The organism is Salinivibrio sp. ML198 (assembly GCF_001996015.1).
Classification (GTDB): Bacteria; Pseudomonadota; Gammaproteobacteria; order Enterobacterales; family Vibrionaceae; genus Salinivibrio; species Salinivibrio siamensis.
Map to the genome: position 1 here is coordinate 18,579 of NZ_MUEZ01000021.1, position 26,936 is coordinate 45,514.

Annotated in this window: 24 protein-coding genes; 15 read left to right on the forward strand and 9 right to left on the reverse strand. The window is 52.8% G+C overall.

All coding sequences use genetic code 11. The features are described from left to right. The first annotated feature begins 67 nt into the window (after positions 1-67). Positions 68-580 carry a hypothetical protein gene (locus BZG25_RS13760; protein WP_046074538.1) on the forward strand — a complete coding sequence of 171 codons (513 nt, stop codon included), beginning with the start codon at positions 68-70 and terminating at the stop codon, positions 578-580. A gap of 17 nt (positions 581-597) precedes the next feature. On the opposite strand, the gene BZG25_RS13765 is transcribed toward BZG25_RS13760, so the two are convergent. From BZG25_RS13765 to BZG25_RS13775, 3 genes are all read right to left on the reverse strand, one after another. After that, positions 598-822, reverse strand: a complete 225-nt coding sequence (locus tag BZG25_RS13765) for a hypothetical protein (protein WP_077639290.1) — start codon at positions 820-822, stop codon at positions 598-600. Continuing rightward, positions 819-4,265: a hybrid sensor histidine kinase/response regulator gene (locus BZG25_RS13770; RefSeq protein ID WP_077639291.1), complete on the reverse strand. Its 3,447-nt coding sequence runs from the start codon at positions 4,263-4,265 to the stop codon at positions 819-821. Before BZG25_RS13770 ends, BZG25_RS13765 begins: the two co-directional genes overlap by 4 nt. Before the next feature lie 150 nt (positions 4,266-4,415). Continuing rightward, positions 4,416-5,591, reverse strand: a complete 1,176-nt coding sequence (locus BZG25_RS13775; RefSeq protein ID WP_046074535.1) for a 3-phenylpropionate MFS transporter — start codon at positions 5,589-5,591, stop codon at positions 4,416-4,418. A 195-nt stretch (positions 5,592-5,786) separates the two neighbouring features. Between BZG25_RS13775 and BZG25_RS13780 the strand changes: the two genes are divergently transcribed. The 6 genes from BZG25_RS13780 (at position 5,787) to accC (ending at position 13,036) form a co-directional block, all read left to right on the forward strand. Beyond that, complete coding sequence (locus BZG25_RS13780; protein ID WP_077639292.1) at positions 5,787-7,583, forward strand: DUF294 nucleotidyltransferase-like domain-containing protein; 1,797 nt, start codon at positions 5,787-5,789, stop codon at positions 7,581-7,583. A 1-nt stretch (position 7,584) separates the two neighbouring features. Next, positions 7,585-8,208, forward strand: coding sequence for a 3'-5' exonuclease (locus tag BZG25_RS13785; protein ID WP_046074533.1), 624 nt, complete (start codon positions 7,585-7,587; stop codon positions 8,206-8,208). A gap of 243 nt (positions 8,209-8,451) precedes the next feature. After that, positions 8,452-10,401, forward strand: a complete 1,950-nt coding sequence (gene acs, locus BZG25_RS13790) for an acetate--CoA ligase (RefSeq protein WP_077607351.1) — start codon at positions 8,452-8,454, stop codon at positions 10,399-10,401. Positions 10,402-10,741: 340 nt separating this feature from the next. After that, a complete protein-coding gene (gene aroQ / locus BZG25_RS13795) occupies positions 10,742-11,197 on the forward strand; it encodes a type II 3-dehydroquinate dehydratase (protein ID WP_046074531.1) in 456 nt (151 codons plus the stop codon). A 26-nt stretch (positions 11,198-11,223) separates the two neighbouring features. Beyond that, positions 11,224-11,682, forward strand: a complete 459-nt coding sequence (gene accB, locus BZG25_RS13800; protein WP_046074530.1) for an acetyl-CoA carboxylase biotin carboxyl carrier protein — start codon at positions 11,224-11,226, stop codon at positions 11,680-11,682. A 10-nt stretch (positions 11,683-11,692) separates the two neighbouring features. Then, complete coding sequence (accC, locus tag BZG25_RS13805) at positions 11,693-13,036, forward strand: acetyl-CoA carboxylase biotin carboxylase subunit (RefSeq protein ID WP_046074529.1); 1,344 nt, start codon at positions 11,693-11,695, stop codon at positions 13,034-13,036. 108 nt (positions 13,037-13,144) lie between these two features. Here the strand turns inward: accC and BZG25_RS13810 are convergent, their stop codons facing one another. Then, entirely contained in the window at positions 13,145-14,779 is a 1,635-nt protein-coding gene (locus BZG25_RS13810) for a PAS domain-containing methyl-accepting chemotaxis protein (RefSeq protein WP_077639293.1), read from the reverse strand. 241 nt (positions 14,780-15,020) lie between these two features. On the opposite strand from BZG25_RS13810, the gene prmA reads away from it, so the two are divergent. The 3 genes from prmA (at position 15,021) to fis (ending at position 17,423) form a co-directional block, all read left to right on the forward strand. Beyond that, on the forward strand, positions 15,021-15,908 hold the full coding sequence (prmA, locus tag BZG25_RS13815) for a 50S ribosomal protein L11 methyltransferase (protein ID WP_077639294.1): 888 nt from the start codon (positions 15,021-15,023) through the stop codon (positions 15,906-15,908). 230 nt (positions 15,909-16,138) lie between these two features. Beyond that, positions 16,139-17,104, forward strand: a complete 966-nt coding sequence (gene dusB / locus BZG25_RS13820) for a tRNA dihydrouridine synthase DusB (RefSeq protein WP_046074526.1) — start codon at positions 16,139-16,141, stop codon at positions 17,102-17,104. Positions 17,105-17,126: 22 nt separating this feature from the next. After that, positions 17,127-17,423 (forward strand): DNA-binding transcriptional regulator Fis, encoded by a 297-nt coding sequence (gene fis, locus BZG25_RS13825; protein WP_021024113.1) that lies wholly within the window; start codon positions 17,127-17,129, stop codon positions 17,421-17,423. Positions 17,424-17,514: 91 nt separating this feature from the next. On the opposite strand, the gene zntR is transcribed toward fis, so the two are convergent. After that, positions 17,515-17,940, reverse strand: coding sequence for a Zn(2+)-responsive transcriptional regulator (gene zntR, locus BZG25_RS13830; protein ID WP_369795702.1), 426 nt, complete (start codon positions 17,938-17,940; stop codon positions 17,515-17,517). A 273-nt stretch (positions 17,941-18,213) separates the two neighbouring features. Between zntR and purH the strand changes: the two genes are divergently transcribed. Continuing rightward, the gene (purH, locus tag BZG25_RS13835; protein ID WP_077639295.1) at positions 18,214-19,803 is read left to right on the forward strand and encodes a bifunctional phosphoribosylaminoimidazolecarboxamide formyltransferase/IMP cyclohydrolase; all 1,590 of its coding nucleotides are present in this window, start codon (positions 18,214-18,216) and stop codon (positions 19,801-19,803) included. Between the two features lie 20 nt (positions 19,804-19,823). Next, a complete protein-coding gene (gene purD, locus BZG25_RS13840; RefSeq protein WP_077579416.1) occupies positions 19,824-21,110 on the forward strand; it encodes a phosphoribosylamine--glycine ligase in 1,287 nt (428 codons plus the stop codon). Between the two features lie 62 nt (positions 21,111-21,172). Here purD and BZG25_RS13845 read toward each other — a convergent pair whose 3' ends face one another. Both BZG25_RS13845 and hupA read right to left on the reverse strand, forming a co-directional pair. Beyond that, on the reverse strand, positions 21,173-21,847 hold the full coding sequence (locus BZG25_RS13845) for a DUF1481 domain-containing protein (protein WP_077639296.1): 675 nt from the start codon (positions 21,845-21,847) through the stop codon (positions 21,173-21,175). Between the two features lie 59 nt (positions 21,848-21,906). Continuing rightward, the gene (gene hupA / locus BZG25_RS13850) at positions 21,907-22,179 is read right to left on the reverse strand and encodes a nucleoid-associated protein HU-alpha (protein ID WP_046074522.1); all 273 of its coding nucleotides are present in this window, start codon (positions 22,177-22,179) and stop codon (positions 21,907-21,909) included. A 223-nt stretch (positions 22,180-22,402) separates the two neighbouring features. Here hupA and BZG25_RS13855 point away from each other — a divergent pair, with 223 nt between their 5' ends. After that, positions 22,403-23,491, forward strand: coding sequence for a CNNM domain-containing protein (locus BZG25_RS13855; protein ID WP_046074521.1), 1,089 nt, complete (start codon positions 22,403-22,405; stop codon positions 23,489-23,491). 44 nt (positions 23,492-23,535) lie between these two features. Here BZG25_RS13855 and BZG25_RS13860 read toward each other — a convergent pair whose 3' ends face one another. Continuing rightward, a complete protein-coding gene (locus BZG25_RS13860) occupies positions 23,536-24,126 on the reverse strand; it encodes a YjaG family protein (protein ID WP_046074520.1) in 591 nt (196 codons plus the stop codon). Between the two features lie 91 nt (positions 24,127-24,217). On the opposite strand from BZG25_RS13860, the gene BZG25_RS13865 reads away from it, so the two are divergent. Both BZG25_RS13865 and BZG25_RS13870 read left to right on the forward strand, forming a co-directional pair. After that, entirely contained in the window at positions 24,218-25,123 is a 906-nt protein-coding gene (locus tag BZG25_RS13865) for a D-2-hydroxyacid dehydrogenase (protein ID WP_077639297.1), read from the forward strand. Next, a complete protein-coding gene (locus BZG25_RS13870; protein ID WP_077639298.1) occupies positions 25,123-25,710 on the forward strand; it encodes a uracil-DNA glycosylase family protein in 588 nt (195 codons plus the stop codon). Before BZG25_RS13865 ends, BZG25_RS13870 begins: the two co-directional genes overlap by 1 nt. Positions 25,711-25,752: 42 nt before the next feature. On the opposite strand, the gene hemE is transcribed toward BZG25_RS13870, so the two are convergent. Next, positions 25,753-26,817, reverse strand: a complete 1,065-nt coding sequence (gene hemE, locus BZG25_RS13875; protein WP_046074517.1) for a uroporphyrinogen decarboxylase — start codon at positions 26,815-26,817, stop codon at positions 25,753-25,755. Positions 26,818-26,936 lie beyond the last annotated feature (119 nt).

Consider the following 26,936-nt stretch of genomic DNA (forward strand, 5'->3'; position numbering starts at 1 on the left):
CCGTGTTAACCTATCAAGCCCCTGCGGGGGCTTTTATACTGTTGGTTACGACCAGCCAAGGAGAGGCATGATGTCAACGGTCACGCGTTTACTCACCAATAAACATGTGGTTATTGCGATGCTGGTTGCGCCAGTGTTAGCGGTGATCGCCTATTTTGCCGTCGATGCCAGTGTGTCTGAGACGCCCAAAGCCGCTCAGCCAGGGCAAAGCTATCCGCTGGCGGTCCGTTCTAATTGCCGTTATACCAGCGGGTTTTGTCAGCTCGAAAATGGCGATATGAAACTCAAACTGGAATCGCAAGGCGTCGAAAACAACCGGCTAACGCTGCGGTTGGTCAGCGAGCTGCCCCTGGAAGGCGCACAAATCGGCCTGACAAACATCGCACCGCAAACCATGCAAATCCGCGATGAACAAGGCATGACCTGGACGGTCTCTCTGCCAGCACCACGCAGCGAAGAGACGCAAATCCGCCTGGCCGTGAGTATGAAAGGGAGCCACTATTATGCCGAAACGCCAGTGACCTTTATCGAACATAAAACGTTTTATACCGAGCACCAACAGGCGCAGGATGCGTCATAATGTGAGACGGTTGCCATTCACGCGTCAATTGACATCAACGATGTTCGGATCGCCGCTAAGATGGTGGCGATTTTGTTTTCATACGCTTGCTCTGTCAGCCAATGACTCACATCCGCCCACCCATCACCGTCTAGGTGTGCCAATTCATCAACCTCGATATGCCCATCAACAGGGTTAAAGTGCCCTGCCACCTTAACAATACCCACATCTGTCTCTAGGCGCGGTAGGGTAAAAGGGGTCATCGTTTTCCTCGCTGTTGTAATAATGCACGCAACTTAAACGGCTTTACCGGTTTAGAGAGATACATAAAGCCTAGTCCAGTCACGGTCTGTTGTGTCTCGGCGCTGCGGTCAGCACTGATGATCACCCCTTGAAAGCAGCACCCTACTTTTAGTTGGCATTGTTGTAGCACTTGCAACCCCGTTTGCTGGTTCGTTAAGTGATAGTCACTCAGGACAAACTCAGGCTGCCATTGCTCGCCGATCGTCTTGATCGCACCACTCACGTCAGGGGCGCAGCGAACGTCGCATCCCCACCGTGATAAAAGCTGCGCCATCCCATCCAAGATGTCTTGCTCATTGTCCACACATAAGACACGGCAACCTTCGAGCTCTCGCACCGATGAAGTGGCAGGCGCCACAGGACTTGGCTCGACCTTTTCCGCTTGACTCGCATTCACTGTCATCGAGAACACCGTGCCTCGACCCGGCCAGGATTTCAACGCCAGAGGCTGAGAGAGGATTTGGCTAATGCCCTTCGCGATCGCCAACCCTAAGCCCAGCCCTTGCTCGGCCCCTTCGCGGTCAATGCGGGTGAACTCTTGAAAGATATCTTGCTGACGATCGACAGGGATCCCGTCGCCATCGTCCCACACCTCAATGCGGTAGTCGCGCCCTGCCCGTCGCACACCTAACAACACTCGGCCCTCAGGGTTGTAGCGAAAGGCATTGGTCAAAAAGTTTTGCAGCACCCGGCGCAGCAAGTTCTTATCAGACTGAACAAACACCTGGCTGGTCACAACGCGAAAGTCCAACCCCTGGCGGCGAGCCAGTACGCCAAACTCCGCCTCTAGCGCATGAAACACCTCGCTTAATGCAAAGGTCTCGATACGTGCTTTCATTTTGCCCGACTCCAGGCGTGAGATATCGAGCAAATCACCAATCAACACTTCCGCACTTTCTAGTGCGCTTTCTATGTGCTGAGCAACGGCTTCAGTATCTCGGTTTGCCGCCATCTCACTGAGTGACGAAGCAAACAAACGTGCAGCATTAAGTGGCTGCATCAAATCGTGACTGACCGCGGCCAAAAAGCGACTCTTCGACTGTGAGGCGGATTCAGCCTTGCGGGTCGCATCAATCAATCGGCTATTTAGCCGCTCTAACTCACGCGTTCGCTCAGTCACCCGCGCTTCAAGGGTTTCATTAGACTGCTTGAGCGCCGCTTCCGCATCCCGAAACGCGGTGATATCGGTAAATGTCATGACAAAACCACCGCCCGGCATCGGGTTGCCCTGCAGCTCAATCACTCGTCCGTCTGGATGCACTCGCGAAGAGGTATGCGGTTTTCGTCGTGTTAAGTGCAGCACTCGCTTGCTGACATGCTCTTCCGGATCACCCGGCCCACAAAGTCCGCGCTGAGCATTGAATCGGATTAAGTCCGCGACCGGTCGCCCGACCTGGATAAGCCCAGGTGGAAATTGAAACATATCAATGTAGCGCTGATTCCATGCCACCAGCCGCAGTTGCTTGTCCACCACAGAGATCCCTTGGTTGATATGCTCGATAGCCCCTTGCAGTAATCCCCGCGAGAAATCAAACAGCTCAGAGGCCTCATCAACAATGGTGGCAATTTCTTCCAACTGCATATTGCGCCCCTGAAGGGCCGATGAAAGGACTAAGCGTGCCGACGACGAACCAAACACGCCTGCCAACACCCGCTCGGTATGACGGATCAGCGGTGCGCTGGCCTGTTGTTGGGGCATCAGCTCTTCACCACGCTGCTCTGCAAATTGGCTAAACGCCTGGCGCATGCGCCGGCGACCCACGAAGCGAGCCGCGAGCATCTCCAGCTCCGCCACTGTCACCCGGCTTTGATACAAGCGCGCATCATCGTTTTCCGGCAGTGGCATGCCAACAAACGCGGCGGCCTGTAAACGCTCACTCAGTGATGGTCGCGTGAGTAAAGAAACCACCACAAAGCCAAGAGCATTCATTAACACACTGAAGGCCAGTCCCCAATCCACGGTATTGAGGTGAGTAAACGGTGAAAAATCGGGAGGGGTGATAAGCCAAATCAATAGGTTAGATTGACCATCTCCTGCTAGCATGCCGGTTTGGGTCATCATGGTCACCAACCACAGTGAAAACCCCACGAGTAAGCCAGCATATACGCCTTTTTTGTTGCCTTGACGCCAGTACAAGGCGCCAATCATCGCAGGGGCAAACTGAGCAATGGCCGCAAAGGAGAGAAAGCCAATTTCCGATAAAGTGGGCACAGTGAGGATCAGATGATAGAAGCCCCACGCGGCAATTAAGATCAAAAAGATCAGCGCACGACGAACGTTAAGTAACAGCCCAGAGAACTGCGCAAAATTACGGGATTTGAGCTTCATTCGCCGCAACAACAGTGGCATCACCAGATCATTCGATACCATGATCGCCAACGCAATGGTTGAAACAATCACCATCCCGCTGGCAGCCGATGCCCCTCCCATAAAAGCCAGTAGCGCCATCCCCTCAGCCCCTACCGATAGCGGCAGCCGAATCACATACGTATCAGCTGGTGCTCCAGGTAACAACGCTTGCCCCGCATAGGCCAGCGGTAGCACAAAAATCAGCATCAGTAACAAATAGGTCGGGAAGACTTTACGCGCCGTATTCAAATCACTCGCGCGCGTGTTTTCCACCACCATGGTGTGAAACTGGCGCGGCAAGCAAATGATTGCCGCCCCTGTGAGCAAGGTGTGAATGATTAAGCTGCCCACATCCGGGCGGCCAATCACGCCAGAGTCCTCAAGACTCACGGGCAAGCTGGGCGCTTGGAATAGCAGCCATACCACAAAAATACCCACCCCGAGAAACGCGACCAGCTTGACGATCGACTCGAAAGCGACCGCCATCATCATCCCTCGGTGGTGCTCCGTACTGTCAATATGACGCGTACCAAATAACACGGTAAATGCAGCCAAGGAGATACACACGAGCCAGGCGATTTGGGGCTGTGCCAAGCCAATGCTTTGCCCCAGCTCTGGCGACAGAACATCGAGCCCCATGGCAATACCGCGCAGTTGCAACGCGATATAGGGCAGCACACCGACCACGGCAATCAAGGTCACCATCACCGCTAAGCCCTGCGATTTGCCATATCGAGCCGCAATAAAGTCGGCAATGGAGGTAATGTGCTCGCGCTTGGCGATCAAGATCATTCGGGCAAGAAAACGCCACCCAAGGGTAAACACCAAGATAGGGGCAAGATAAATCGGTAGGAATGACCATGGTGAGCTGGACGCTTGGCCAACCGTGCCAAAAAAGGTCCAAGAGGTGCAATACACCGCGATAGAAAGGCTATAAATCCACGGGCGCCATGAGCGTAACCAGCGCGGTTGACGATCACCATACCAAGCAATCGCGAACAGTGCGCCCATATAAAGCAGTGAAACAGAGACAATTACCCAGCCTTGTGTCATGGCTCCCTTCCTGACGCAATCCTTTGCCGAACCCTTGAGCTGGGTGTAACACGGTATCGGCGCCCACTCAATCGTCTCGTATTCGCTTTGTGGGCACCTTAGCTAACTTTACTGCAAGCCTAATCGTGGTTTATTACAGCTTAGGCCTGTTTATGCCACCTTAGCTTGCTTGGCACGCCAAAATGCCGGCTCACGCAGGGGTAAAACGAAAACAGGCAACGCAAGCAGCGCCATGGTATAAAAAGTGCCAGAGGGCGATACAGCATAAATCCACCCACTTGCCGTGGTCAGCGCCGCCACCACTGCGCCCATTGGTAGCGCATTGTACGCCGCTTGTGTGGCCACCAATCGCGCCCCACACTCGCGCTGAATGTACTGCATCGCGCCAAGGTGTGCGCCGGCAAACGTAATGCCATGAAGCAGTTGCACCAGTATCACAGGCACCGCAGCGGTCGTCGTCCCTGTGATCCCCCAGCGCAGCAATACACCCACAGCCGCCAATTGGAACAAGGCTTTTGATGACCAGCCATTAAAAAGCCGCGCCCCCAAGGCAAATACTGCCACTTCCGCGACAACCCCGAGGCTCCACAAATAGCCCACGATGCTCTCGCTATATCCAGCCTGCTTCCAGTAGATCGCACTAAAACTGTAATACGCTGCGTGGCTGCCTTGCAGCAGGGAGGCGATTAACAAGAACACGACCACCTGACGGTCGCGGAAAAGCTGACGCATCGAGACTTTGCTATTGGTCATATCGTGCTCGCTTTGTGGCATCAATGTCGGTCGACGCAAGGTCAGTAGCAAACAGGCAGACAAGCCGCCAATCGCGATCCAGGGAATAATCGCCGCCGATTGCTCGGTCACCAGCCATCCGGTCAAACTCGACCCAACAATAAAGGCTATCGATCCCCAGAGGCGAGTTCGACCATAGTCGATAACTTTATGGCGCGCATAATAGTTGGCGAGCGCATCTGACAGCGGGACGGAGGGACCAATGGCTAAATTAAATAACACGGTCACCAAAGCCAGCCACCACACATTGGCACCCATCATAGGATGCAAGGCACACGTCACTAACGCCATGAGTGTCAAGGCCCGCAGGGCCGGCAACAAGGCTTCAACCTGTTGTACGCGCGGTGTGAACACTAAGTTGGCCACACAACGGGTTGCAAAACCAAGCCCAATCAAGGTGCCGATCACGCCTGAATTGAGACCAAGATACTCAAACCAAACCGCCCAAAACGGGAGATACACACCATAGGAAAAAAAGAAACCGCCAAAGTATTCTGACAGCCAGCGAAACGGGGAACATTGGGTTAAGGTCATCTCATTACTTCACATTAAGATAGATACCCGCTAAGTGTCGCAGCTCTGTGCGAGGAAAAAAAGACACGCGCGCCACGATTGTCGACAAATACATGGTGGTGACCAGTCCAGGTGCATGACTGGCTAGACTAAAGTCGGCTAGCGAGATCGGAAAGGGTGAGACACACTGTGAATATCACAGTGAGGAGTGCGACTATGCCTGAACCTTTTGACACCTCTCATGCGCCCTTTGACTGCCTAACCGCATCACAAGTCAAACAATGCCGCCAAGCACTCGACGTCGCCTACTTTCGCCGTGGCGACACCCTGATCCAGCCCGGTGATACGGGCGAGCAGCTCTTTATCATTATCAAAGGCAGCGTGGAAGAAGTGTCAGAAGACGGCAAGGAAGTGTTTTCTCATTACACCACCGACGACTTATTCGACGTGCCAGCACTGCTTAATGGCACCGCCAAACACCGATACCGCGCGCTAGAAGATACCCTCTGCCACCTGTTACCCGCCGAGGTGTTCCTCGCCATTTATCATCATAATCACGCGTTTCGAGGCTACTTTGATACCAACCTTCAGCGCCGACAAGCACTGATGGTGCAAGCTCGTCAGCAACAAAATCTCGCCGAGTTTATGCTGACAAGAATTGATGACAGCAATATTCAACCTGCCTTGTGTGTCTCCCCCGACGTGCCCCTGCATGCCGCCACCGCCCAGATGAAAGCGGAGCGCTGCGACTGCGCCTTGGTCGATGATGAAAATGGCGACTGCGGTATTATCACCCGCACCAATTTGCTTCATGCGCTCGTGCTCGAGGGCTACGATCAATCCGTGCCTGTTGGCGAGGTGGCCACACGTCCGGTGATCAGTGTGGAACGCGGCGACTTTCTCTTTCACGCCATGATTAAGATGACACGCCAGCGAGTAAAACGTGTCCGGGTCGTCAATGAACACGGAAACACTGCAGGGATGCTCGATCTTCCTCAGGTACTGAGCCTCTTTTCGACTCACTCTCACGTGCTTAACTTACAGATTGCCCGTGCACAAACCATCGACGAACTGGTGATCGCCGCAAACAGCCAGAGCAAGCTGGTACACACCTTATTTAACAATGGCATTCATACCCGCTTTGTGATGCAGCTTATCGCCACGGTGAATGAGCAAATCATGGAAAAAGCCTTTCGCTTGTTAGTGCCCGAGGCTTACCAACGTCAGTGCTGCTTGGTGGTCATGGGCTCTGAAGGGCGCGGCGAGCAAGTACTCAAAACCGACCAAGACAACGCCTTGATTCTCGCCGACGATCTCAACTGGCCCGATTGCCAGCAAGTGATGGAGACCTTTTCACATACACTGTATCAACTCGGTTACCCGCCCTGTCCGGGTCACGTGATGGTCAGTAATCCCAAGTGGGTAAAAACCGCCACGCAATGGCAACAAACCGTGCGTAATCTGGCACAAAGTGCCAACCATCAAAGTGTCATGGACTTGGCGATCCTTGCTGACAGCCAGCCGATCGCTGGCGATCTTAGTCTGATTGATGCGATCCAAGCACCACTCAAAGACAGCTTGACCGACAATATGTTGACGCTCAACACCTTTGTCCGTCCTGCGCTAGCCTTTCGCGTTCCTTTGACCGTATTTGGCTCCCTCAAAAGCAGCAAAGAAGGGCTGGATATCAAAAAAGGGGGGATTTTTCCCATCGTCCATGGCGTACGTACCATGAGCTTGGAAAAAGGTGTACCACACACCAACACCTTTGAGCGGCTGGAGCAGCTTGCCAACCTAGGGGCACTGGCGGAAGAAACGGCGGAAAACCTCTCCGAAGCCTTGAAGCTATTTATCCGATTACGTTTAAGACAACAATTGAGTGGCGAACCACAAAGCAACTACCTCGACGTAGCTCAACTCCCTTCTAGCGAACGCGACTTACTGCGCCACGGGCTGCATGTGGTGAAAAAGTTCAAAGAGTCACTCGCTTTCCATTATCACGTGAGGGATTAATTTGAATTGGCTGACTCGGCATTGGTACCGTCATCGTCTACGACACTCACCCTATCGGGACTTATTTTTGCCCCCCGACTCAAGCACGCTGATTTCACTGGACTGTGAAACGACCAGCTTGGATCCGCACCGTGCAGAGCTGGTTACGATTGCGGCCACTCCGATTAAAGGCAATCGGATCCTCACCAGTCACGCTCTCACCTTGACACTGGCCGCGCCAGAGAGTCTGAGCGCCGGCTCGGTCAGAATTCATCGTCTGCGCCACCAGGATCTGGTTCACGGTGTCACGGCAGATCAAGCAATCACCGCACTGGTCGACTTTATTGGTAATCATCCATTGGTCGGCTATCACATTCGTTATGATAAAAGTATTCTCGATCGCTACGCGCGGCATTTTCTCGGCTTTCCTCTCCCCAACCCTCTGATTGAAGTCAGTGATATTTATCAACGCAAACTCGATCGCCTGCTACCTAATGCCTATCACGACATCAGCATGGAAGCCATTAGTCGTCACCTCGATGTCCCTTTGCCGGCCCGGCATGATGCATTGGATGATGCGCTCGCCGCGGCATTGATTTATGTCCGCCTCACCCAAGGTGAGATGCCCATGCTGCAATCCAAATAACGCATCGAAGCCGCGACTTGCGCACGAACGCAAAGACAAAGTGGGATCTAGCCCCCACTATCTGGCCTGACAACTGCGCAAATCGCTTAAAAATCAATGGGGTCATCCTAAAGTCTAATTGTCGGACGTCCCGATATGTCACACCTTTACTGCATGGTTTTCGTTTGCCAGGCAGCGGTAACGCCTGACATCTCATGACATGGAAGCGCCGCGTGGAGCATCGCGGACACGAGGAGAAACAGGATGAGCGATAGTCACGTATACCCCGTCATGCCTTCAATAGCACAAAAGGCACACGCGGATGAAGCCAAGTATCAAGCACTCTATCAGCAGTCAGTGGCCGACCCAGAAGGCTTTTGGCGCGAGCACGGGCAAATTCTGGATTGGATGACGCCTTATACCAAAGTCAAACACACCTCGTTTGATACCGGCCACGTGGATATCCGCTGGTTTGAAGATGGCACACTCAACGTCGCAGCCAACTGTATCGATCGTCACCTCAAGGCGCGAGGCGATCAGGTTGCCTTGATTTGGGAAGGCGACGACCCCAAAGACGATGCCACGCTCACCTATCACCAACTCCACCAGCAGGTATGCCAATTTGCCAATGTCCTAAAAGATAACGGCGTAAGAAAAGGCGATGTGGTGTGTCTTTATATGCCGATGGTGATGGAAGCCGCCGTCGCGATGCTGGCGTGCGCCCGTATTGGTGCGGTGCATACCGTGGTATTTGGCGGCTTTTCTCCCGAAGCATTGGCCGGTCGGATTATTGACTCCAATGCAAAAGTGGTTGTGACAGCCGATGAAGGGATACGTGGTGGCCGTGCGGTGCCCCTGAAGAAAAACGTCGATGATGCCCTAGCAAACCCCAAAGTGAAATCGATTGAAAAAGTAGTGGTGTACCAACGCACCGGGGGACACATTGACTGGCACAGTCATCGTGATGTGTGGTGGCACGAGGCCGCCGCGAAGGTGTCAGACGACTGCCCCGCCGAAGAGATGAAAGCCGAAGACCCTTTGTTTATTCTTTACACATCAGGCTCCACAGGGACCCCAAAAGGGGTACTGCACACGACCGGTGGCTATCTGGTGTACGCGGCGATGACCTTTAAGTATGTCTTCGACTATCAAGAGGGAGACGTGTTCTGGTGTACCGCAGATGTCGGCTGGATCACCGGTCACAGCTACCTTGTCTATGGTCCGCTTGCCAATGGTGCGAAAACAATCTTATTTGAAGGTGTCCCCACTTATCCAAGCACGGCACGCATGAGCGAAGTGGTCGATAAGCACCAAGTGAATATTCTTTACACCGCGCCCACCGCGATTCGCGCACTGATGGCAAAAGGCAACGAAGCGGTCGCGGGCACCCAACGCGACTCACTACGGATCATGGGCTCGGTGGGTGAACCCATCAACCCAGAGGCTTGGGAGTGGTATCACAGCACCATAGGGAACCAAGCCTGTCCGATTGTCGACACTTGGTGGCAAACAGAAACCGGTGGGATCTTGATTACCCCGCTACCGGGCGCCACCGCGTTGAAACCAGGCTCAGCAACCCGTCCTTTCTTTGGCGTACAGCCTGCATTAGTCGATAACATGGGCAATATACTCGACGGTGCCACCGAGGGTAACCTGGTCATGCTTGACTCGTGGCCAGGACAAATGCGCACCGTCTTCGGTGATCATGACCGCTTTGAGCAAACCTACTTTTCCACCTTTAAAGGGATGTACTTTACCGGCGATGGGGCGCGTCGCGATGAAGATGGCTATTACTGGATAACCGGCCGTGTCGATGATGTCCTCAATATCTCGGGGCACCGGATGGGAACGGCAGAGATCGAGTCGGCGCTCGTCGCATTCGATAAGATTGCCGAAGCCGCGATTGTTGGTGTGCCACACGATATCAAAGGCCAAGCGATCTATGCGTATATCACCCTCAATGCGGGTGAAGTGCCCAGCGCCGAACTCCACAAGGAAGTCAAAGAGTGGGTGCGCAAAGAGATTGGCCCCATTGCGACACCCGACTTCATCCACTGGACGGATGCACTGCCTAAAACCCGTTCAGGCAAGATCATGCGTCGCATTCTGCGCAAAATCGCCACTGGTGATACCGGTAGTCTTGGCGATACTTCCACATTGGCCGATCCTAGTGTGGTCGATAAGCTTATCGCAGAAAAAGAAAGTGTGGTTTAACCCTAACGAAAGATTGCTTAGCAACCTTTGCCGCCTTCGGGCGGCTTTTTTGATCCCCAGCACACGGTAAACTGAACTCTTTCCCTCCCTCGCAATCACACAAAAAGTAGGGACTTGCGGTGTCATCCCGCATCAAACCGCCGACGAGCAACCCTTTTGATATCGCTAACAGACAAACTGTGCTGATTAGACCAGTATTTTGCTGCGATTTGCGCTGAAGTCTCTATAATTGCTGTCAGTAAGGACAAAATTGCATGGTATGCGCCGTCATAACATGTCCATCGGCTGGAATCCGCGTTAAGCTGCACAATAACAGCGAATAGGAGAAGTAAGCGTCAAGATGTCTACAAGAAACCAAGTTTTAGTGTTAAATGGCCCAAACCTTAATTTGCTCGGTCAGCGTGAGCCCGAACATTACGGCGCCCAAACGCTTGGCCAAATCATGGCGGCTCTCGAGGCACAAGCCACGACCTTGGGGCTCAATCTTGAACACTTTCAATCCAATAGCGAAGCTAGCCTTATCGATAAAATCCACCAAGCGATGGAGACCGTGGATTTTATCATCATCAACCCAGCCGCGCTGACCCACACCTCCGTAGCCCTGCGTGACGCTTTACTGGGTGTGAGTATCCCCTTTATCGAAGTGCATTTGTCGAATGTTTATGCCCGAGAGCCCTTCCGGCATCACTCGTACTTATCAGACAAAGCCGTCGGGGTGCTCAGCGGGTTTGGCGCTGATGGTTATGAATTCGCCTTAACAGCGGCCGCGCGTCATTTAGCGTTTGCGGCTGAGTAAAACAAAACATATAGAAGAGACCTATCATGGATATCCGTAAGATTAAGAAACTGATCGAACTTGTTGAAGAGTCTGGCATCTCCGAGCTAGAAATTGCCGAAGGTGAAGAGTCAGTTCGTATCAGCCGCTCTTCCCCTGCTGCACCGGTACAAATGGCCGCCCCGCAATACGCGGCACCAGCGGCCCCGGCCCCCGCGCCAGCCGCCCCTGAAGCGCCGGCTGCTGAGCCTGCAAGTGCACCACAACCGACGGGACACCAAGTGCTTTCCCCAATGGTCGGTACCTTCTATCGCGCTCCAAGCCCTGAGTCTGCCGCATTTGTTGAAGTCGGCAGCCAGGTGAATGAAGGCGATGCCCTGTGCATTGTCGAAGCGATGAAGATGATGAACCAAATCCAAGCCGACAAGAGCGGTGTGGTCAAAGCGATTCTATGTGAAGACGGTCAGCCCGTTGAATTCGACGAACCACTCGTGATCATCGAATAAGCGAGGGCGCATGTTAGATAAAATTGTAATTGCTAACCGCGGTGAAATTGCACTGCGCATTTTACGTGCGTGTAAAGAGCTGGGGATTAAAACCGTCGCGGTGCACTCTACCGCAGACCGTGATCTTAAACACGTGTTGCTCGCCGATGAAACCGTGTGTATTGGCCCAGCGCCAAGCAACCAAAGTTACCTCAACATTCCCCGCATTATCAGCGCGGCTGAAATTACCGGCGCGGTGGCGATTCACCCCGGTTACGGATTCTTATCCGAAAACGCTGATTTCGCCGAACAAGTTGAGCGTTCAGGGTTTGTCTTTGTCGGCCCCAAAGCTGACACCATCCGTTTGATGGGCGATAAGGTGTCGGCCATTGAAGCGATGAAAAAAGCAGGGGTGCCCTGTGTGCCTGGTTCAGACGGTCCATTGGGCAGCGATCAGGAAAAAAACAAAACCATTGCTAAGCGCATTGGCTACCCGGTGATCATCAAAGCATCAGGCGGCGGCGGTGGCCGGGGAATGCGCGTGGTTCGCTCCGAAGCTGAATTGGTTGATGCGATTGCGATGACCCGTGCTGAAGCCAAATCGGCGTTCAGCAACGACATGGTTTACATGGAAAAATTCCTGGAAAATCCACGCCATGTTGAAGTACAGGTGCTCGCCGACGGTCAAGGCGGGGCGATTCACCTGGGTGAGCGCGATTGCTCGATGCAGCGTCGCCATCAAAAAGTGGTTGAGGAAGCGCCAGCCCCTGGTATTACCGCAGAGATGCGAAAATTCATTGGCGAACGTTGCTGCCGCGCATGCGTTGAAATTGGCTATCGCGGCGCAGGTACCTTTGAGTTCTTATATGAAAACGGCGAGTTCTACTTTATTGAAATGAACACCCGCATTCAGGTCGAGCACCCTGTTACCGAAATGGTGACCGGGATTGACTTGGTCAAAGAGCAACTGCGTATTGCAGCAGGTCAACCTCTGTCGTTCACCCAAGACGACATCCAAATTCGTGGCCATGCGGTTGAATGCCGGATCAACGCTGAAGATCCAGAGCGGTTTATCCCTAGTCCAGGGAAGATTGAACGCTTCCACTCGCCAGGTGGGATGGGCGTGCGTTGGGAGTCACATGTGTACGCAGGCTATCAAGTACCGCCCCACTATGACTCCATGGTCGGCAAGCTTATCTGTTACGGTGAGAACCGCGATGTCGCCATTGCGCGCATGCGTAATGCCCTCGCGGAAACCGTCATTGATGGGATTAAAACCAATATTCCTCTACAACTCGATATTATGAATGACGAGCACTTCCAACATGGGGGCGCTAACATTCATTACCTCGAGAAAAAGCTTGGTTTGTCGTAATGACATCTTGGCACTAGAAGCGATATAATCGCTTCAAGGTAAGCACAAAACCGCCGTCAATCGGCGGTTTTTTTATCTTTTTTTAGCGTGATTATCTCGCGAGCTCTCTTAAGCCTTTGCAGGCTGACCTTTATCTCTCGCTTGACCGGCCAACTTAAAATCATTCAAGGTTTCTTTTAGGTACAACGACTGACTCATCAGTTGCGCCGCAATATCTGCCGTTTGCGTCGCCTGCTCACTGGCGGTGTGGCTTTGACCATTTATTTGCTCCACCGACTCACTCATGTCTTTGGTCACATTGGCCTGCTCATCCGCCGCTGTCGCCACTTCACTCCCCATTACCTTAACTTGATTCACTTTATCAAAGATGTCTGCCAGTACCGCGCGCGATTCCGCCACCACTGCCAGCGTTTCTTGCGCCATGTGGTTATTACTTAGCACTCGTTCAGAGGAGTGATGGATCCCCGTATGTAGCCCCTCTAGCATGGTTTTTATATCACGGGTCGCCTGTTGGGTGCGCTGCGCTAGGCTCCGTACTTCATCGGCGACGACGGCAAAACCTCGCCCCTGCTCTCCGGCTCTCGCAGCCTCGATAGCCGCATTCAGAGCCAGTAAGTTGGTTTGCTCGGCAATGTCACTGATTGTTTGTGTCACCTGAGTAATTTTTTGACTTTCTTCAGCACTGGCTTGAATTTGTGCAATGGTCTGCTCCAACTCTTGGATAAAGTCAGTCATGCTGGTGGTCGCACGGCCGACCACATCGGCCCCCTCACTCGCACGCCCTTGCGTGAGGGAGATAATGTCGGCAGTACGGTTCATGTTTTGTGCCACTTGCTCAATGGTGGCACTCATTTGCGTCATCGCGCTGGCAACATGGGTGATCTGTGACGATTGCGTGCTCATGTTGTCTTGCACGCTACGACCGCGTGCCGCCAGATGATCCGCATGTGCGAGGAGCACTTGGGTGTTCTCCACCACTTGACCGATGATCGCGCCAAACCGTGCTTTCACCATGCGGTAATTATCATTGAGCTCACCCAATTCATCATGACGAACCGGTTCATCCCCAGAGACAAGGTTCCCTGAAGCTAAGTGTTTCAACGCCTCACTGGTCTCTTTGATTGCGCCAATTACACGGGTTTGCATCACCCAAGTCATACCTGCCGTGAGCAGCAGCAGTGTCGCCATCACGCCGAACAAAGAGAATTGCCCCTGCCTGAGCGCCAGTCCCATACCTAAAGTACATAGCGCCAACGCCAACACAAAACAAAGGTTGAAAAAGAATCGCAACTGAAGACGCTGCATCAGAGGAGCCGGGGGGAGCGGGCGTGTCGGGTTGTCTCTCAGCTTGCGATACAGCGACTCAGCCTCCGCAACTTCATTGCGGCTAGGCTCGCTGCGCACAGATTGATAACCAACGATGTTCCCGTCTTTTACTACCGGTGACACAAAGGCGTTTACCCAATAGTGGTCACCGTTTTTACACCGATTTTTAACCATACCGCGCCAATTTTTACCGGCCTTAATGGTCTGCCAAAGGTCCTTGAACGCGGCCGGTGGCATATCAGGGTGGCGAACGAGATTATGGTCGCTGCCGATTAGCTCATCACGGCTATAACCGCATATTTCGATAAAGGCATCATTGGCGTATTGTATCTTGCCGTGAAGATCGGTTTTCGATACCAGCTCCCCTAAACCGTTAAACATCACCTCTTTTTGTGTCACTGGTTCCGTATCTCTCATTCTCCAATCCTTCGCTTATCCATGACAGTGAGGCGCAAAGCCGCCAAACTTGCTACCAGTCGCGGAGCAATAATGTAGTCAATAGCCATAATAAATAAAGGGCTATTTGCATAAAACCCGCGCTAACTTGCAAAAAATCCCACCCACCCTCAATGCTCATCATGCTGTCATCATCTTGTGCAGCGAGCACAGTATGGATCTGGTAAAATCGCCGTATTCCTTTTCCGACACGAGACACACCATGCCTTGGATCCAACTCAAACTGAATGCAACGTCTGACAACGCCGAAGCGATTGGCGACCTGCTAATGGAAGAAACGGGCGCCCTATCTGTCACCTTCTTAGATGCCAAAGACACCCCGGTATTTGAGCCTTTACCCGGCGAAACGCGCTTGTGGGGCGAAACAGACATCATGGCCTTGTTCGATGCTCAAGCCGATATGGGCACAGTGTTAGCGGTATTACAAGCCAGTCCATTGCTGGCTGAAAACTTTGCTCATAAAGTCGAGCAGTTGGAAGACAAAGACTGGACACGCGCATGGATGGATAACTTTAAGCCAATTCAATTTGGCGAGCGGTTGTGGATCTGTCCAACCTGGTGTGAGGTACCTGATGACAACGCGGTGAACGTGATGCTCGACCCGGGCCTCGCCTTTGGCACCGGCTCGCACCCGACCACCGCACTATGCTTGGAATGGCTTGATAGTCTGGATTTAAGCGGCAAAACCGTGATTGATTTTGGCTGTGGCTCCGGCATTCTCGCGATTGCGGCGATTAAACTTGGGGCCGAGCGTGTGATTGGTATTGATATTGACCCACAAGCGCTGCTGGCATCAAAAGATAACGCCGAGCGCAATGGTGTCGCCGACCAACTTCACCTGTATCTTCCTAAGGATCAACCGGCTGACTTAAACGCCGATGTGGTGGTGGCCAATATTCTTGCCGGACCATTGCGTGAATTATCGAGTGTCATCAAAGGCCTGATCAAACCCGGTGGTCAGCTGGCGATGTCTGGCGTGCTAGAAACTCAAGCGGATGATGTGGCGAACCATTACCGTGATAGTCTCACTATCGACCCGATTGTCGAGCGCGAAGAGTGGTGCCGGATCAGCGGTCATTTGCCCGAGTAACTGGCCAAATGATGATGCCATTGGCTTACCGCCCCTATCCACTGTCGTCGGTAAGCCATGGCTGACGTGCTACTCGAACTGCTTGATTAATCAGCGAAACACCATCGATACAAAAACTGCTGTAAAAATCAAGCCATCAATGCTCAAATATTGTCCTTTTCAGATGCTGAAAAAATGCGTAAAATGCGCGCCCTTGCTGACTCAGAGCGGCTGAAGAGGATTTAGAGCTTTTGCGTATCGGACCCTACACCCTGGATGTCCCCTTGATCGTTGCCCCAATGGCAGGCGTGACAGATAGACCATTTCGTGAGTTATGTCTTGCACATGGTGCGGGCATGGCTATTAGCGAAATGATGTCGTCGAATCCAGCGTTGTGGCGGACGAGCAAATCGCAAAAGCGCATGGTTCATATTGACGAGTCCGGTCTGCGTTCGGTGCAAATCGCGGGGGCTGAACCCGAGCTTATGGCTGACGCAGCGCAGTTTTGTGTTGAAAACGGGGCGCAAATTATCGACATCAACATGGGTTGTCCGGTGAAGAAGGTCAATAAAAAGTTAGCAGGCTCTGCCTTGCTAACGCGGCCTGATCTCATTGAGCAAATCCTCAAAGCCACGGTAAACGCGGTGGATGTTCCCGTGACACTCAAAACGCGCACAGGCTGGGATCCGGACAATAAGAATTGTGTTGAGATCGCCCGGATGGCGGAAGATTGTGGCATCCAAGCCCTTGCACTGCATGGCCGTACGCGTGCCTGTATGTACAAAGGTGAAGCAGAATACGACAGCATTAAGGCTGCCAAGGCAGCGGTATCCATTCCGGTGATTGCCAATGGCGACATTGACTCACCAGAAAAAGCTCAGTATGTCCTCGACTACACGGGTGCGGATGCGGTAATGATTGGTCGCCCTGCTCAAGGACGCCCGTGGATTTTTCGCGAAATCCACCACTATCTCACCACAGGTGAGCACTTGCCTGCCCCTTCACTAGAAGAGGTTAGGACAATTTTGTTGGGTCATGTTCAAGAGCTTCATCAGTTTTATGGGGAGCTCAAAGGGTTACGTATTGCCCGTAAACACGTGGGCTGGTACCTAAAAGAGCATGACCAAATTGGCGACTTTCGCCGCACCTTCAACGCAATCGAAGATGCACCACAGCAGATCGATGCGCTGCAAGGCTACTTCGACAACGTTGCATAAATACGAGAAGAGCTGACAGAATATGTTCGAACAAAACCTGACTTCCGAAACATTGACAGTAACGACTGTAACTTCACAAGATCAAATTACGCAAAAGCCACTTCGTGACTCTGTAAAAGCGTCCTTGAAGAACTACCTCGCGCAATTGAATGGCCAGGAAGTCAACGATCTGTATGAGCTTGTCCTCGCAGAAGTTGAGCAGCCACTGCTGGATACCATCATGCAATATACGCGCGGTAACCAAACGCGCGCAGCCACCATGATGGGCATTAACCGCGGTACATTGCGTAAGAAACTGAAAAAGTACGGCATGAACTAATCAACCATTGATTTGGTTGTGATAAAACGGGCTAACCGTCAACCGGCTAGCCCGTTTTTGTTGCCTCTGACTGCGCATAAGTGCTCCCTCTTTAGCAGCATGAGTTGGAGTCCTCACTCTCCGCCAGGGTTTCCAATATCGAGCAATGGGTCGCGTCATCGTCGTCCATACCGCAGCAGGCGGCATTTAAACGTGTCAGTGCATGCTTGACCCGCTCAAGCGCCGCTATCTTCTCTGAGACCTCATTCAGGCGTCGCTGGGTGATCCCTTTTACTTCTGCACAAGTGTGTAAGGTCGCTTCTTCGCGAATGTCGGACAACTCGTGAATTTCATCAAGCGATAACCCCATCTCTTTGCCGCGCAAAATGAACATCACTTGGCTAATGGCCTCATCGGCATAAAGCCGGTATCCACCTTCGGTGCGCGCACTCGGCGCCAGCAAGCCTGATTTTTCATAAAAACGCAGTGTGTCGGTAGAGACACCACAGTGCTTGGCAAGCTCGCCAATTTGCAGCAATTTGGTCATCACCGCTCCTCTATCGTAATGCGATTGATCCTTCTTTTTGTAGCAAAGCCGCGACCTTATGACCAGCATTGCATGAGAACCAGAAAAAGCTGAAGTGTAAAAACAATAAAAGTGTCGCTATCAGCAAATAGCAATCGATTGCGCAAACAAAATCAGATAGAATATCGCCGCTTTGACAATTGGCGATTTAATAAAGCTTATCCATGTTGATAGACACGATGGGCTTTGATAAGCATTCAATCTGTCAGTGAAGAGAACTAAGCCATGGAAAATCTGCGTCCTATTCGTCGCGCGTTACTGAGCGTGTCTGATAAAACCGGTGTGGTCGAGTTTGCCCAAGCACTCGCCCAACGCGGTGTCGAACTGCTTTCGACCGGCGGCACGGCCCGTTTACTCGCAGAAAGCGGCCTTGCGGTCACCGAAGTCTCCGAGCATACCGGCTTCCCCGAAATGATGGATGGCCGCGTGAAAACCCTCCATCCGAAAATTCACGGCGGCATTTTGGGCCGACGCGGTCAAGACGATGCGGTGATGGAAAGCCATCAGATCGCACCGATTGATATGGTGGTGGTGAATCTCTACCCGTTCGCACAGACCGTTGCCAACCCAGACTGCACACGTGAGCAAGCCATCGAAAATATCGATATCGGCGGTCCGACCATGGTACGTTCAGCGGCGAAAAACCATGCCGACGTCACCATTGTGGTGAACAGCCAAGACTATGATCGCGTGCTGACCGAGATGGATCAGCATCAGCACTCTTTGACACATGCCACGCGCTTTGATTTAGCCATTGCCGCGTTTGAGCACACCGCGGCCTACGATGCCATGATTGCAAATTACTTTGGCACCCAAGTCCCTGCCTACCATCACGCCGAAGAGAGCCAAGACTCGCCATTCCCGCGCACCCTGACGCAACATTGGGTCAAAAAGCAAGACATGCGCTATGGCGAGAACAGCCATCAGGCAGGCGCGTTTTATACTGAAACTCAACCGCAAGAGGCCTCGGTAGCGACGGCGACCCAACTACAGGGCAAGGCGCTGTCTTATAACAATATCGCTGACACCGATGCGGCATTAGAGTGCGTGAAAGAGTTTGAACAGCCTGCTTGCGTGATTGTAAAGCACGCCAATCCCTGTGGCGTTGCCATCGGTGAAGACTTACTCAGCGCCTATCAACGTGCTTATCAAACCGATCCTACCTCAGCATTTGGTGGCATTATTGCCTTTAACCGTGAACTGGACAGCGACACGGCACAAGCCATTGTCGAACGTCAATTTGTTGAAGTGATCATCGCCCCTCGCGTCAGTGACGCCGCCAAAGCGGTGGTCGCAGCGAAGAAGAACGTACGCCTTCTCGAGTGTGGTCAATGGCAAACGCGCACCACAGGTTGGGATAGTAAGCGGGTTAACGGCGGCTTGTTAGTCCAAGCCCGCGACCAAGGCATGGTCGGTTTAGACGATTTGCGTATTGTCACTGAGCGCCAGCCCACAGACAAAGAGCTAAACGATGCGCTATTTTGCTGGAAAGTGGCAAAATACGTGAAATCGAACGCGATTGTGTATGCTAAAGACAGCATGACCATTGGCGTGGGCGCCGGCCAAATGAGCCGCGTCTACTCGGCGAAAATAGCCGGTATTAAAGCGGCCGATGAGCATCTCGAAGTGGCCGGTAGCGTGATGGCCTCCGATGCTTTCTTCCCTTTCCGTGACGGTATTGATGCTGCGGCAAACGCTGGGATCACCTGCGTGATCCAACCGGGTGGTTCGATGCGTGATGAAGAAGTGATTGCCGCCGCCAATGAGCATGGCATGGCGATGGTCTTTACCGGTATGCGCCATTTCCGCCACTAAGTGGGTATGAAGGAGAAAACATGAAGGTATTAGTGATTGGTGGCGGTGGCCGTGAACATGCCCTGGCGTGGAAAGCCGCGCAGTCATCAAACGTTGAAATCGTATATTGCGCACCGGGCAATGCCGGCACCGCCCACGAGGAAAAAGTCAGCAATATCGCCATTGCTGCTGATGACGTTGAGGGATTGCTGGCCTTTGCGCGCGAGCAACAGATTGGCTTAACCATCGTGGGCCCAGAAGCGCCACTGGTCTTGGGCGTGGTCGATGCCTTCCGTGAACACGGCTTGGCTATCTTTGGCCCTACTCAAGCAGCGGCACAACTTGAAGGCTCAAAAGCCTTCAGTAAAGACTTTTTGGCACGTCACGGTATTCCCACCGCTGACTACCAAACCTTTTCTACGGTTGAGCCCGCGCTAGCCTACATCGCTGAAAAAGGTGCGCCCATTGTGGTCAAAGCCGATGGCTTGGCCGCCGGTAAGGGCGTCATTGTGGCAATGACCGAGCAAGAAGCCACCGACGCGGTACGCGATATGCTCTCGGGTAATGCATTTGGTGAAGCAGGCCACCGTGTGGTCATCGAGGAATTCCTGCAAGGTGAAGAAGCAAGCTTTATCGTCATGGTGGATGGCGAGCATGTGCTCCCCATGGCCACCAGCCAAGATCACAAACGGGTCGGTGAAGGCGATACCGGCCTGAATACCGGCGGGATGGGTGCATACTCACCCGCCCCTGTGGTGACCGATGCGATTCACCAACGCGTGATGGAAGAGGTGATCATGCCCACCGTGAAAGGGATGCACGAAGACGGTGTGCCCTACACCGGCTTTTTGTACGCAGGACTCATGATTACCGCCGATGGCACCCCAAAAGTGATCGAGTTTAACTGTCGCTTCGGCGATCCGGAAACCCAACCAATTATGATGCGCTTGCAATCTGACTTGGTTGCGCTTTGCTTGGCGGGCACAGAGGGACGCCTTGATAAGGTCGAGTCTCACTGGGATCCGCGTGCAGCCGTGGGTGTGGTCTTAGCCGCTGGCGGCTATCCAGGTGAGTATCGAAAAGGCGATCGTATCACTGGGTTGCCCACCGATAGTGAGACGGCCAAAGTGTTTCACGCAGGTACCGCGCTAAAAGACGGCGATATCGTGACCGCTGGCGGGCGTGTACTCTGTGCTACCGCATTAGGTGAGAATGTGACCACGGCAAAACAAGGGGCTGACGCGCTCGCGGCCTTGATTCATTGGCCCGGTTGTTTCTACCGCTGTGACATCGCCCACCGCGCCGTTTCACGCGAGCAAATGGCATAATTGTCGCAACACATGATATAAAAAATGCGCCAAGTAGGCGCATTTTTTCACCGCTCTTCACTTTACTCATCCAGTAAGCGAGGGCGCTGTAAACAACGCTTTTCCCCCTCGACATGTACCAAAAAGTCTATCTGGTCGCGACCGATACTTGGGCTCCCTCCTGCAATCACAAACGTGCCAGGCTGGTTGAGACGCTGCACTAAAGACGGTGTCATCGTCTCGGGAAACGCCCAACGCTGACGGTCGTCGTCGCAATCAAGCCAATATTCACCTTGTCGCTGCGCTTGCAGCACCGAGACATTGTTGGCTAATTGCGCCTGCGCTTGGTGCTCAATTTGATTCGCTTCTTGATACAGGCGGGATAAAGTCGCACTGTCTAAAGGCAACAGCGCATCACCTTGATGATAGCGCTGGAAAACCGGCTCACCATTGGCGTCAAACCGTACGTGCATCGAAAAGGGCACCAAGCGGTTATCGACCAGCTTTTTCCCTTCACGCTTTAACGCACGCAGACTACCCGCTCGCCAAGCATATTCACTGCGGTACTGACCGTAATCGCCTTGCCACGCTTTCTCCGCTAAACCGATAACCTGCCCTTGTTGGCTATCTAGCCAATAAACGGCGCGATAATCTCCCGCTGAGAATGCGGTAGTATGAGTGACGGGCTTTGGCGGCTTACCGCTAGAACAGCCTGTCAGTGCCATTACTAAGGCAAGTATACAGAGGTAAAATCGCATGGCGGGCTCAGAGACAAAAACGCCATAGCAGGAGGCTATGGCGACATAAGCATGCGTGCTTACTTAACCGCGTCTTTTAACGCTTTACCTGCGACAAACGCAGGGACGTTTGCTGCAGCGATTTGAATTTCTTGACCCGTTTGTGGGTTACGACCGGTGCGTGCTGCACGGTGGTTAAGCTTAAACGTACCGAAGCCAATCAGTTGTACCTGCTCGCCTTCTTTTAAGGCGCCTTCAATACCGCCCAAAGTCGCTTCCAAAGCTGTTTTCGCTTGTGCTTTTGAAAGGTCTGCTTTTTCCGCGATCAGGTCGATCAGTTGGGTCTTGTTCATTATGTCTTCCCTTCTAGGTTTTTTAGAGACGAAGTCACTCTAATTCAAAAGAAGCCCGGCTGGCAAAGGTTTGTGGCGCTGAGTGTGGCTGTATGGAGGCTCTTTAACCACAAACTGAGCGCGATCTCACAATTTGTTGCGTTTTTTCTCAGTTGAATGGTTGTAAAAGCCCGCCAATGGCCTGATCTTTAGGGTGTTGATTGGCTTTTAACTCCGGAAACCTATGCTCATTCTGGTTCTTTTTATTTCGCTTTCTATTGGTGTCTCATTCATCTGCTCTGTGCTCGAAGCGATTTTGCTTAGCATCACCCCCAGCTACATAGCGAACCTGCGCCATCAAGCGCATCCTGCTGCCGAGCGGCTCAATGCGCTTAAGAAGGATATTGATCGCCCTTTGGCCTCCATTTTAACCCTCAATACCATCGCCCATACAGTCGGGGCAGCTGGCGCGGGGGCGCAAGCGGCTCACGTGTTTGGCGATGCGTGGGTCGGGGTTTTCTCTGCCGTATTGACGCTTGCGATTCTGCTTCTCTCAGAAATCATCCCTAAAACCATTGGCGCGAACTTCTGGCCGCAATTGGCACCTGGCGCGGCACTGGTACTCAAGTGGATGGTGTGGGCGCTGACGCCATTCGTTTGGCTGTCTGAACAAATTACCAAGCGACTTAGTGCGGACACCACCCATGTTAAACTGCGGGACGAAATCTCAGCGATGGCGATGCTGGCCTCAGAAAGTGGAGAAATGGGTGAGGACGAAACGCAAATGCTTCATAACATGCTGAAGTTACGTGACCTGCCCGCAACACAGCTGATGACACCGCGCCCGGTCCTGTTTCGCATTCCTGCCGAGATGGATGTGAATACCTTCCTCGACGAACACGGTGACTGCCCATTCTCTCGCCCACTGGTTTACGGTGAACAGCGTGACGATATTCTAGGCTTTGTCCACAAGTCCAATATCTATGAAGCCAAAACCCAAGGCGCTGGCCAAACGCCGATAGGCAATCTCATGCGCCCCCTCGCGGTGATCCTTCCCGGCAACAGTGTTTTGCAAGCGTTTGATATATTGATGATCCGCCGCGCCCAGTTGGCGATGATTGTCGATGAATATGGCACGGTGCAAGGTATTATCACCTTGGAGGATGTGTTTGAGTACTTAACGGGGCGAGAAATCATCGATGAGGCGGACACGGTCACCGATATGCAACAACTCGCTTATCAGCGTTGGGATGCTTGGAAGAAGCAGCACAACATGATTGAAAGCCAAGATGACGATGAACCACCGGTGCAGCGACATACGGATGAGTCATGATCAGAAAAGGCGGCTTGCGCCGCCTTTTCTCGGATAAAGTGTGCTTACTCGACACTTAACCCAAGGTTACTCACGCCCGCCTCACGCAGCTCTTGACGAATGCTTTTGATCATCTCCACATCACGGCTTTCCGCACTTTTCAGCACGCGAAAAATGGCCCATTGGGCATCCCATTCTTCGCAAACCGCTTCAAACGTCTTTTGATTCTCATCCGTCACCGCCTCACCCGTTTGCGCCTCTTCTAGCTGCGCTACGCTGTGGATAGATTGCTGAGAGACTTTCAGGGTAATAGGGAGTATTTCATCACGATCCAACAGGGCGTGAAGAAGCTGAGACAAGGCGATGCAAGCATCAATTGCCGGGTAGGTCAGGTAAATGGCCTCATCGTCAGCCACCGGGATCAATGGCTCCAGCTTCTCCAGCTGCCGCTCAAAATCAATCTTGGCCGTTTTGACTGTTTGCGACTCCCACACTGCATCGAGAATATTGCGAAACGCTTGGGGATCAGCAAACTCGGTTTGCGCACAGTAAAGGGCATAGTTGGGCACCATACGCTCCACCAGCGCAGCCATAAAACAAATATGCTGCCAATTCTCACATTTTTCCAAACGTAGTTGTAAAGGGTTTCGTAACATAGCCAGTTGATCTTTAATAGCGAGAAGGAGTGTTATCCTCATAGAATGCGCTCAGTGTACTTGATTCCCCCCACCATAAAAAGGAGCCTTTGTGGATAAAATTTACGTTGTCAGCGAGCATGCCGAGACTTATCACCAGTTGATTGAAACGGCTCAGCTCCCCGATCTCGCTATCACCTCATCCGCAGAGGAGGCCAGTATCTGGTTGGCCGATCCGCCGCTTGCGGCCCCGCTATTGCCCAAAGCCAAGGCCTTGCGTTGGCTCCAGTCGACCTTTGCCGGTACCGATGCCCTGATTAAAGCCCCTTTCCGTCATTATCAACTCACCAACGTGCGCGGCATATTCGGGGCACTGATGGCCGAATATATCTTCGGGTTTGTGCTCAATGAAAGCCGACATATTGGTCAGTACGCGAAGCAACAAGCGCAGTGTCACTGGCAGCCTCAACCCTATCAGTCATTGCGAGGGCAAACGCTCGCCATCTTAGGCACAGGGGCTATTGGCCAGCATATCGCGACCGTCGCACACGCCTTTGGCATGACGGTACTTGGCGTCAACCAAGATGGGCGGCCAGTCGATAGCTTTGATCACACACTGACGCTGCCAGCATTACAGCAACGCTTGGGCGAGGTAGATGTTTTGGTCAGTACCTTGCCCGCGACGCCAGCCACATACCAATGCCTGAATGCAGTTTTTTGGCAGCATGGGCAACATCTCTTGTTTATTAACGTTGGCCGTGGCGCGACCGTGGATGAGCTCGCCCTGCTCGACGCTTTAGACAACAAAAAACTACGCCTGGCGGTCTTGGATGTGATGCAACAAGAGCCGCTGCCGAAGCAGCACCCCTTTTGGACACACCCCAACGTGAGCGTGACGCCACATATTGCTGCCGTCAGTTTTCCTGAGCAGGTTTTTGCGCTCTTTGCGGATAATTATCGTCGCTGGCATGCAGGCCAGCCTCTGATTCACACTGTCGACTTTGACAAAGGGTACTAATGCTCTTTCCGGATTTAGACACGGCTTTAGCCGCAGCACGTGAATGCCGTTTGTGTCAGCATTGGCTAGCAGACGGCCCTCGGCCGGTGATCCAGGCCAGTGCTGACGCTCGCGTTCTGATTATCGGCCAAGCACCAGGTAGACGTGTCCATGAGAGTGGGCTGCCGTTTAATGACCCCAGTGGCGACCGCCTGCGTGAATGGCTGGGAGTCACACGTGAGCAGTTTTATCAGTCGGATTTATTTGCCATCATGCCCATGGGCTTTTGTTATCCCGGCAAAGGTAAATCGGGCGATCTACCGCCGGCGCGTATCTGCGCCCCCGTATGGCACCAGGCAATCAAAGCGCACCTTCCTCATGTTGCGGTAACCTTGCTGATTGGCCAATATGCACAGCAGTACTATTTAGCCAATAAACCCAAAACTTTGACCGAGACCGTCAAGCACTGGCAAAACTGGGCCCCTCATACCTTTGCACTGCCTCACCCTTCTCCCAGAAATAGCTTATGGCTGCGCCGCAATCCGTGGTTTGAAGAGCAGGTGGTGCCCGCCATGCGTTATCACGTTCAACAGGCTTTATACGATTGAGGCTAAAAAGCACAACGCTCGCCAGACGGCGAGCGTGTTTGACTAATCGTGGTAAGGGCGCGAGAGTTCATGCACCGCATCAATAAAGGCGCCTGCGTTTTCTGGCGGCACATCCAAATGAATGCCATGCCCAAGGTTAAACACATGGCCCGTGCCCTCTCCAAACCCTTCGAGGATGGTGGCGACCTCTTGGCGAATGCGCTCTGGGCTCGCATAGAGCATAGATGGATCCATATTGCCTTGCAGCGCCACTTTGTCGCCAATTCGCGCTTTGGCATCCGCAATGTTAATGGTCCAGTCTAGTCCCACACCGTCGCACCCTGTGGCCGCGATATGCTCTAACCACATCCCCGCATTTTTGGTGAACAAGGTAACAGGGACACGGCGACCGTCATTTTCGCGAATAAGGCCATCAACGATTTTCTGCATATACTGCAAAGAAAAGTCGTTGTAGTCGCGTGGCGTGAGCACGCCCCCCCAGGTATCAAACACCATAACCGACTGGGCGCCGGCTTTAATTTGCGCATTCAAATAACTGGTCACGCTGTCAGCGAGTTTATCGAGTAAGGCATGCAGAGTTTGAGGCTCGGCATACATCATCTTCTTAATTTTGGTAAAGGCTTTTGAGGTGCCACCTTCCACCATGTAGGTCGCCAAGGTCCACGGGCTTCCCGAAAAACCAATTAACGGCACGTCACCGTTTAACTCACGACGGATGGTACGTACCGCATTCATCACATACTGCAGTTCCCCTTCGGGATCAGGCATGCCAATTTTATCCACGTCGGCTTTACAGGTGATGGGGCGGGAAAACTTGGGACCCTCGCCTGTTTCAAAGTACAGCCCGAGCCCCATCGCATCCGGAATGGTGAGGATGTCTGAGAACAAGATCGCCGCATCTAAATCGAAACGACGCAGTGGCTGCATGGTGACTTCGCAAGCCAGCTCGGCGTTTTTACACAATGACAAAAAATCCCCCGCTTGCGCACGCAATTCACGATACTCCGGTAGATAGCGACCCGCTTGGCGCATCATCCATACGGGGGTGCAATCGACTGACTGCTTGTAAAGGGCGCGTAAATAACGATCGTTTTTTAATTCGGTCATTGTGTTAAACCTGTGTGCGAATAGTGGCGCTCATTGTATCACTGTGCGGTAGCAACAAAAGCCAAGCTTTGTTAACAGGATCATAAAACTGTCACCTAGGGGCAGCAAAGGATTGCTGA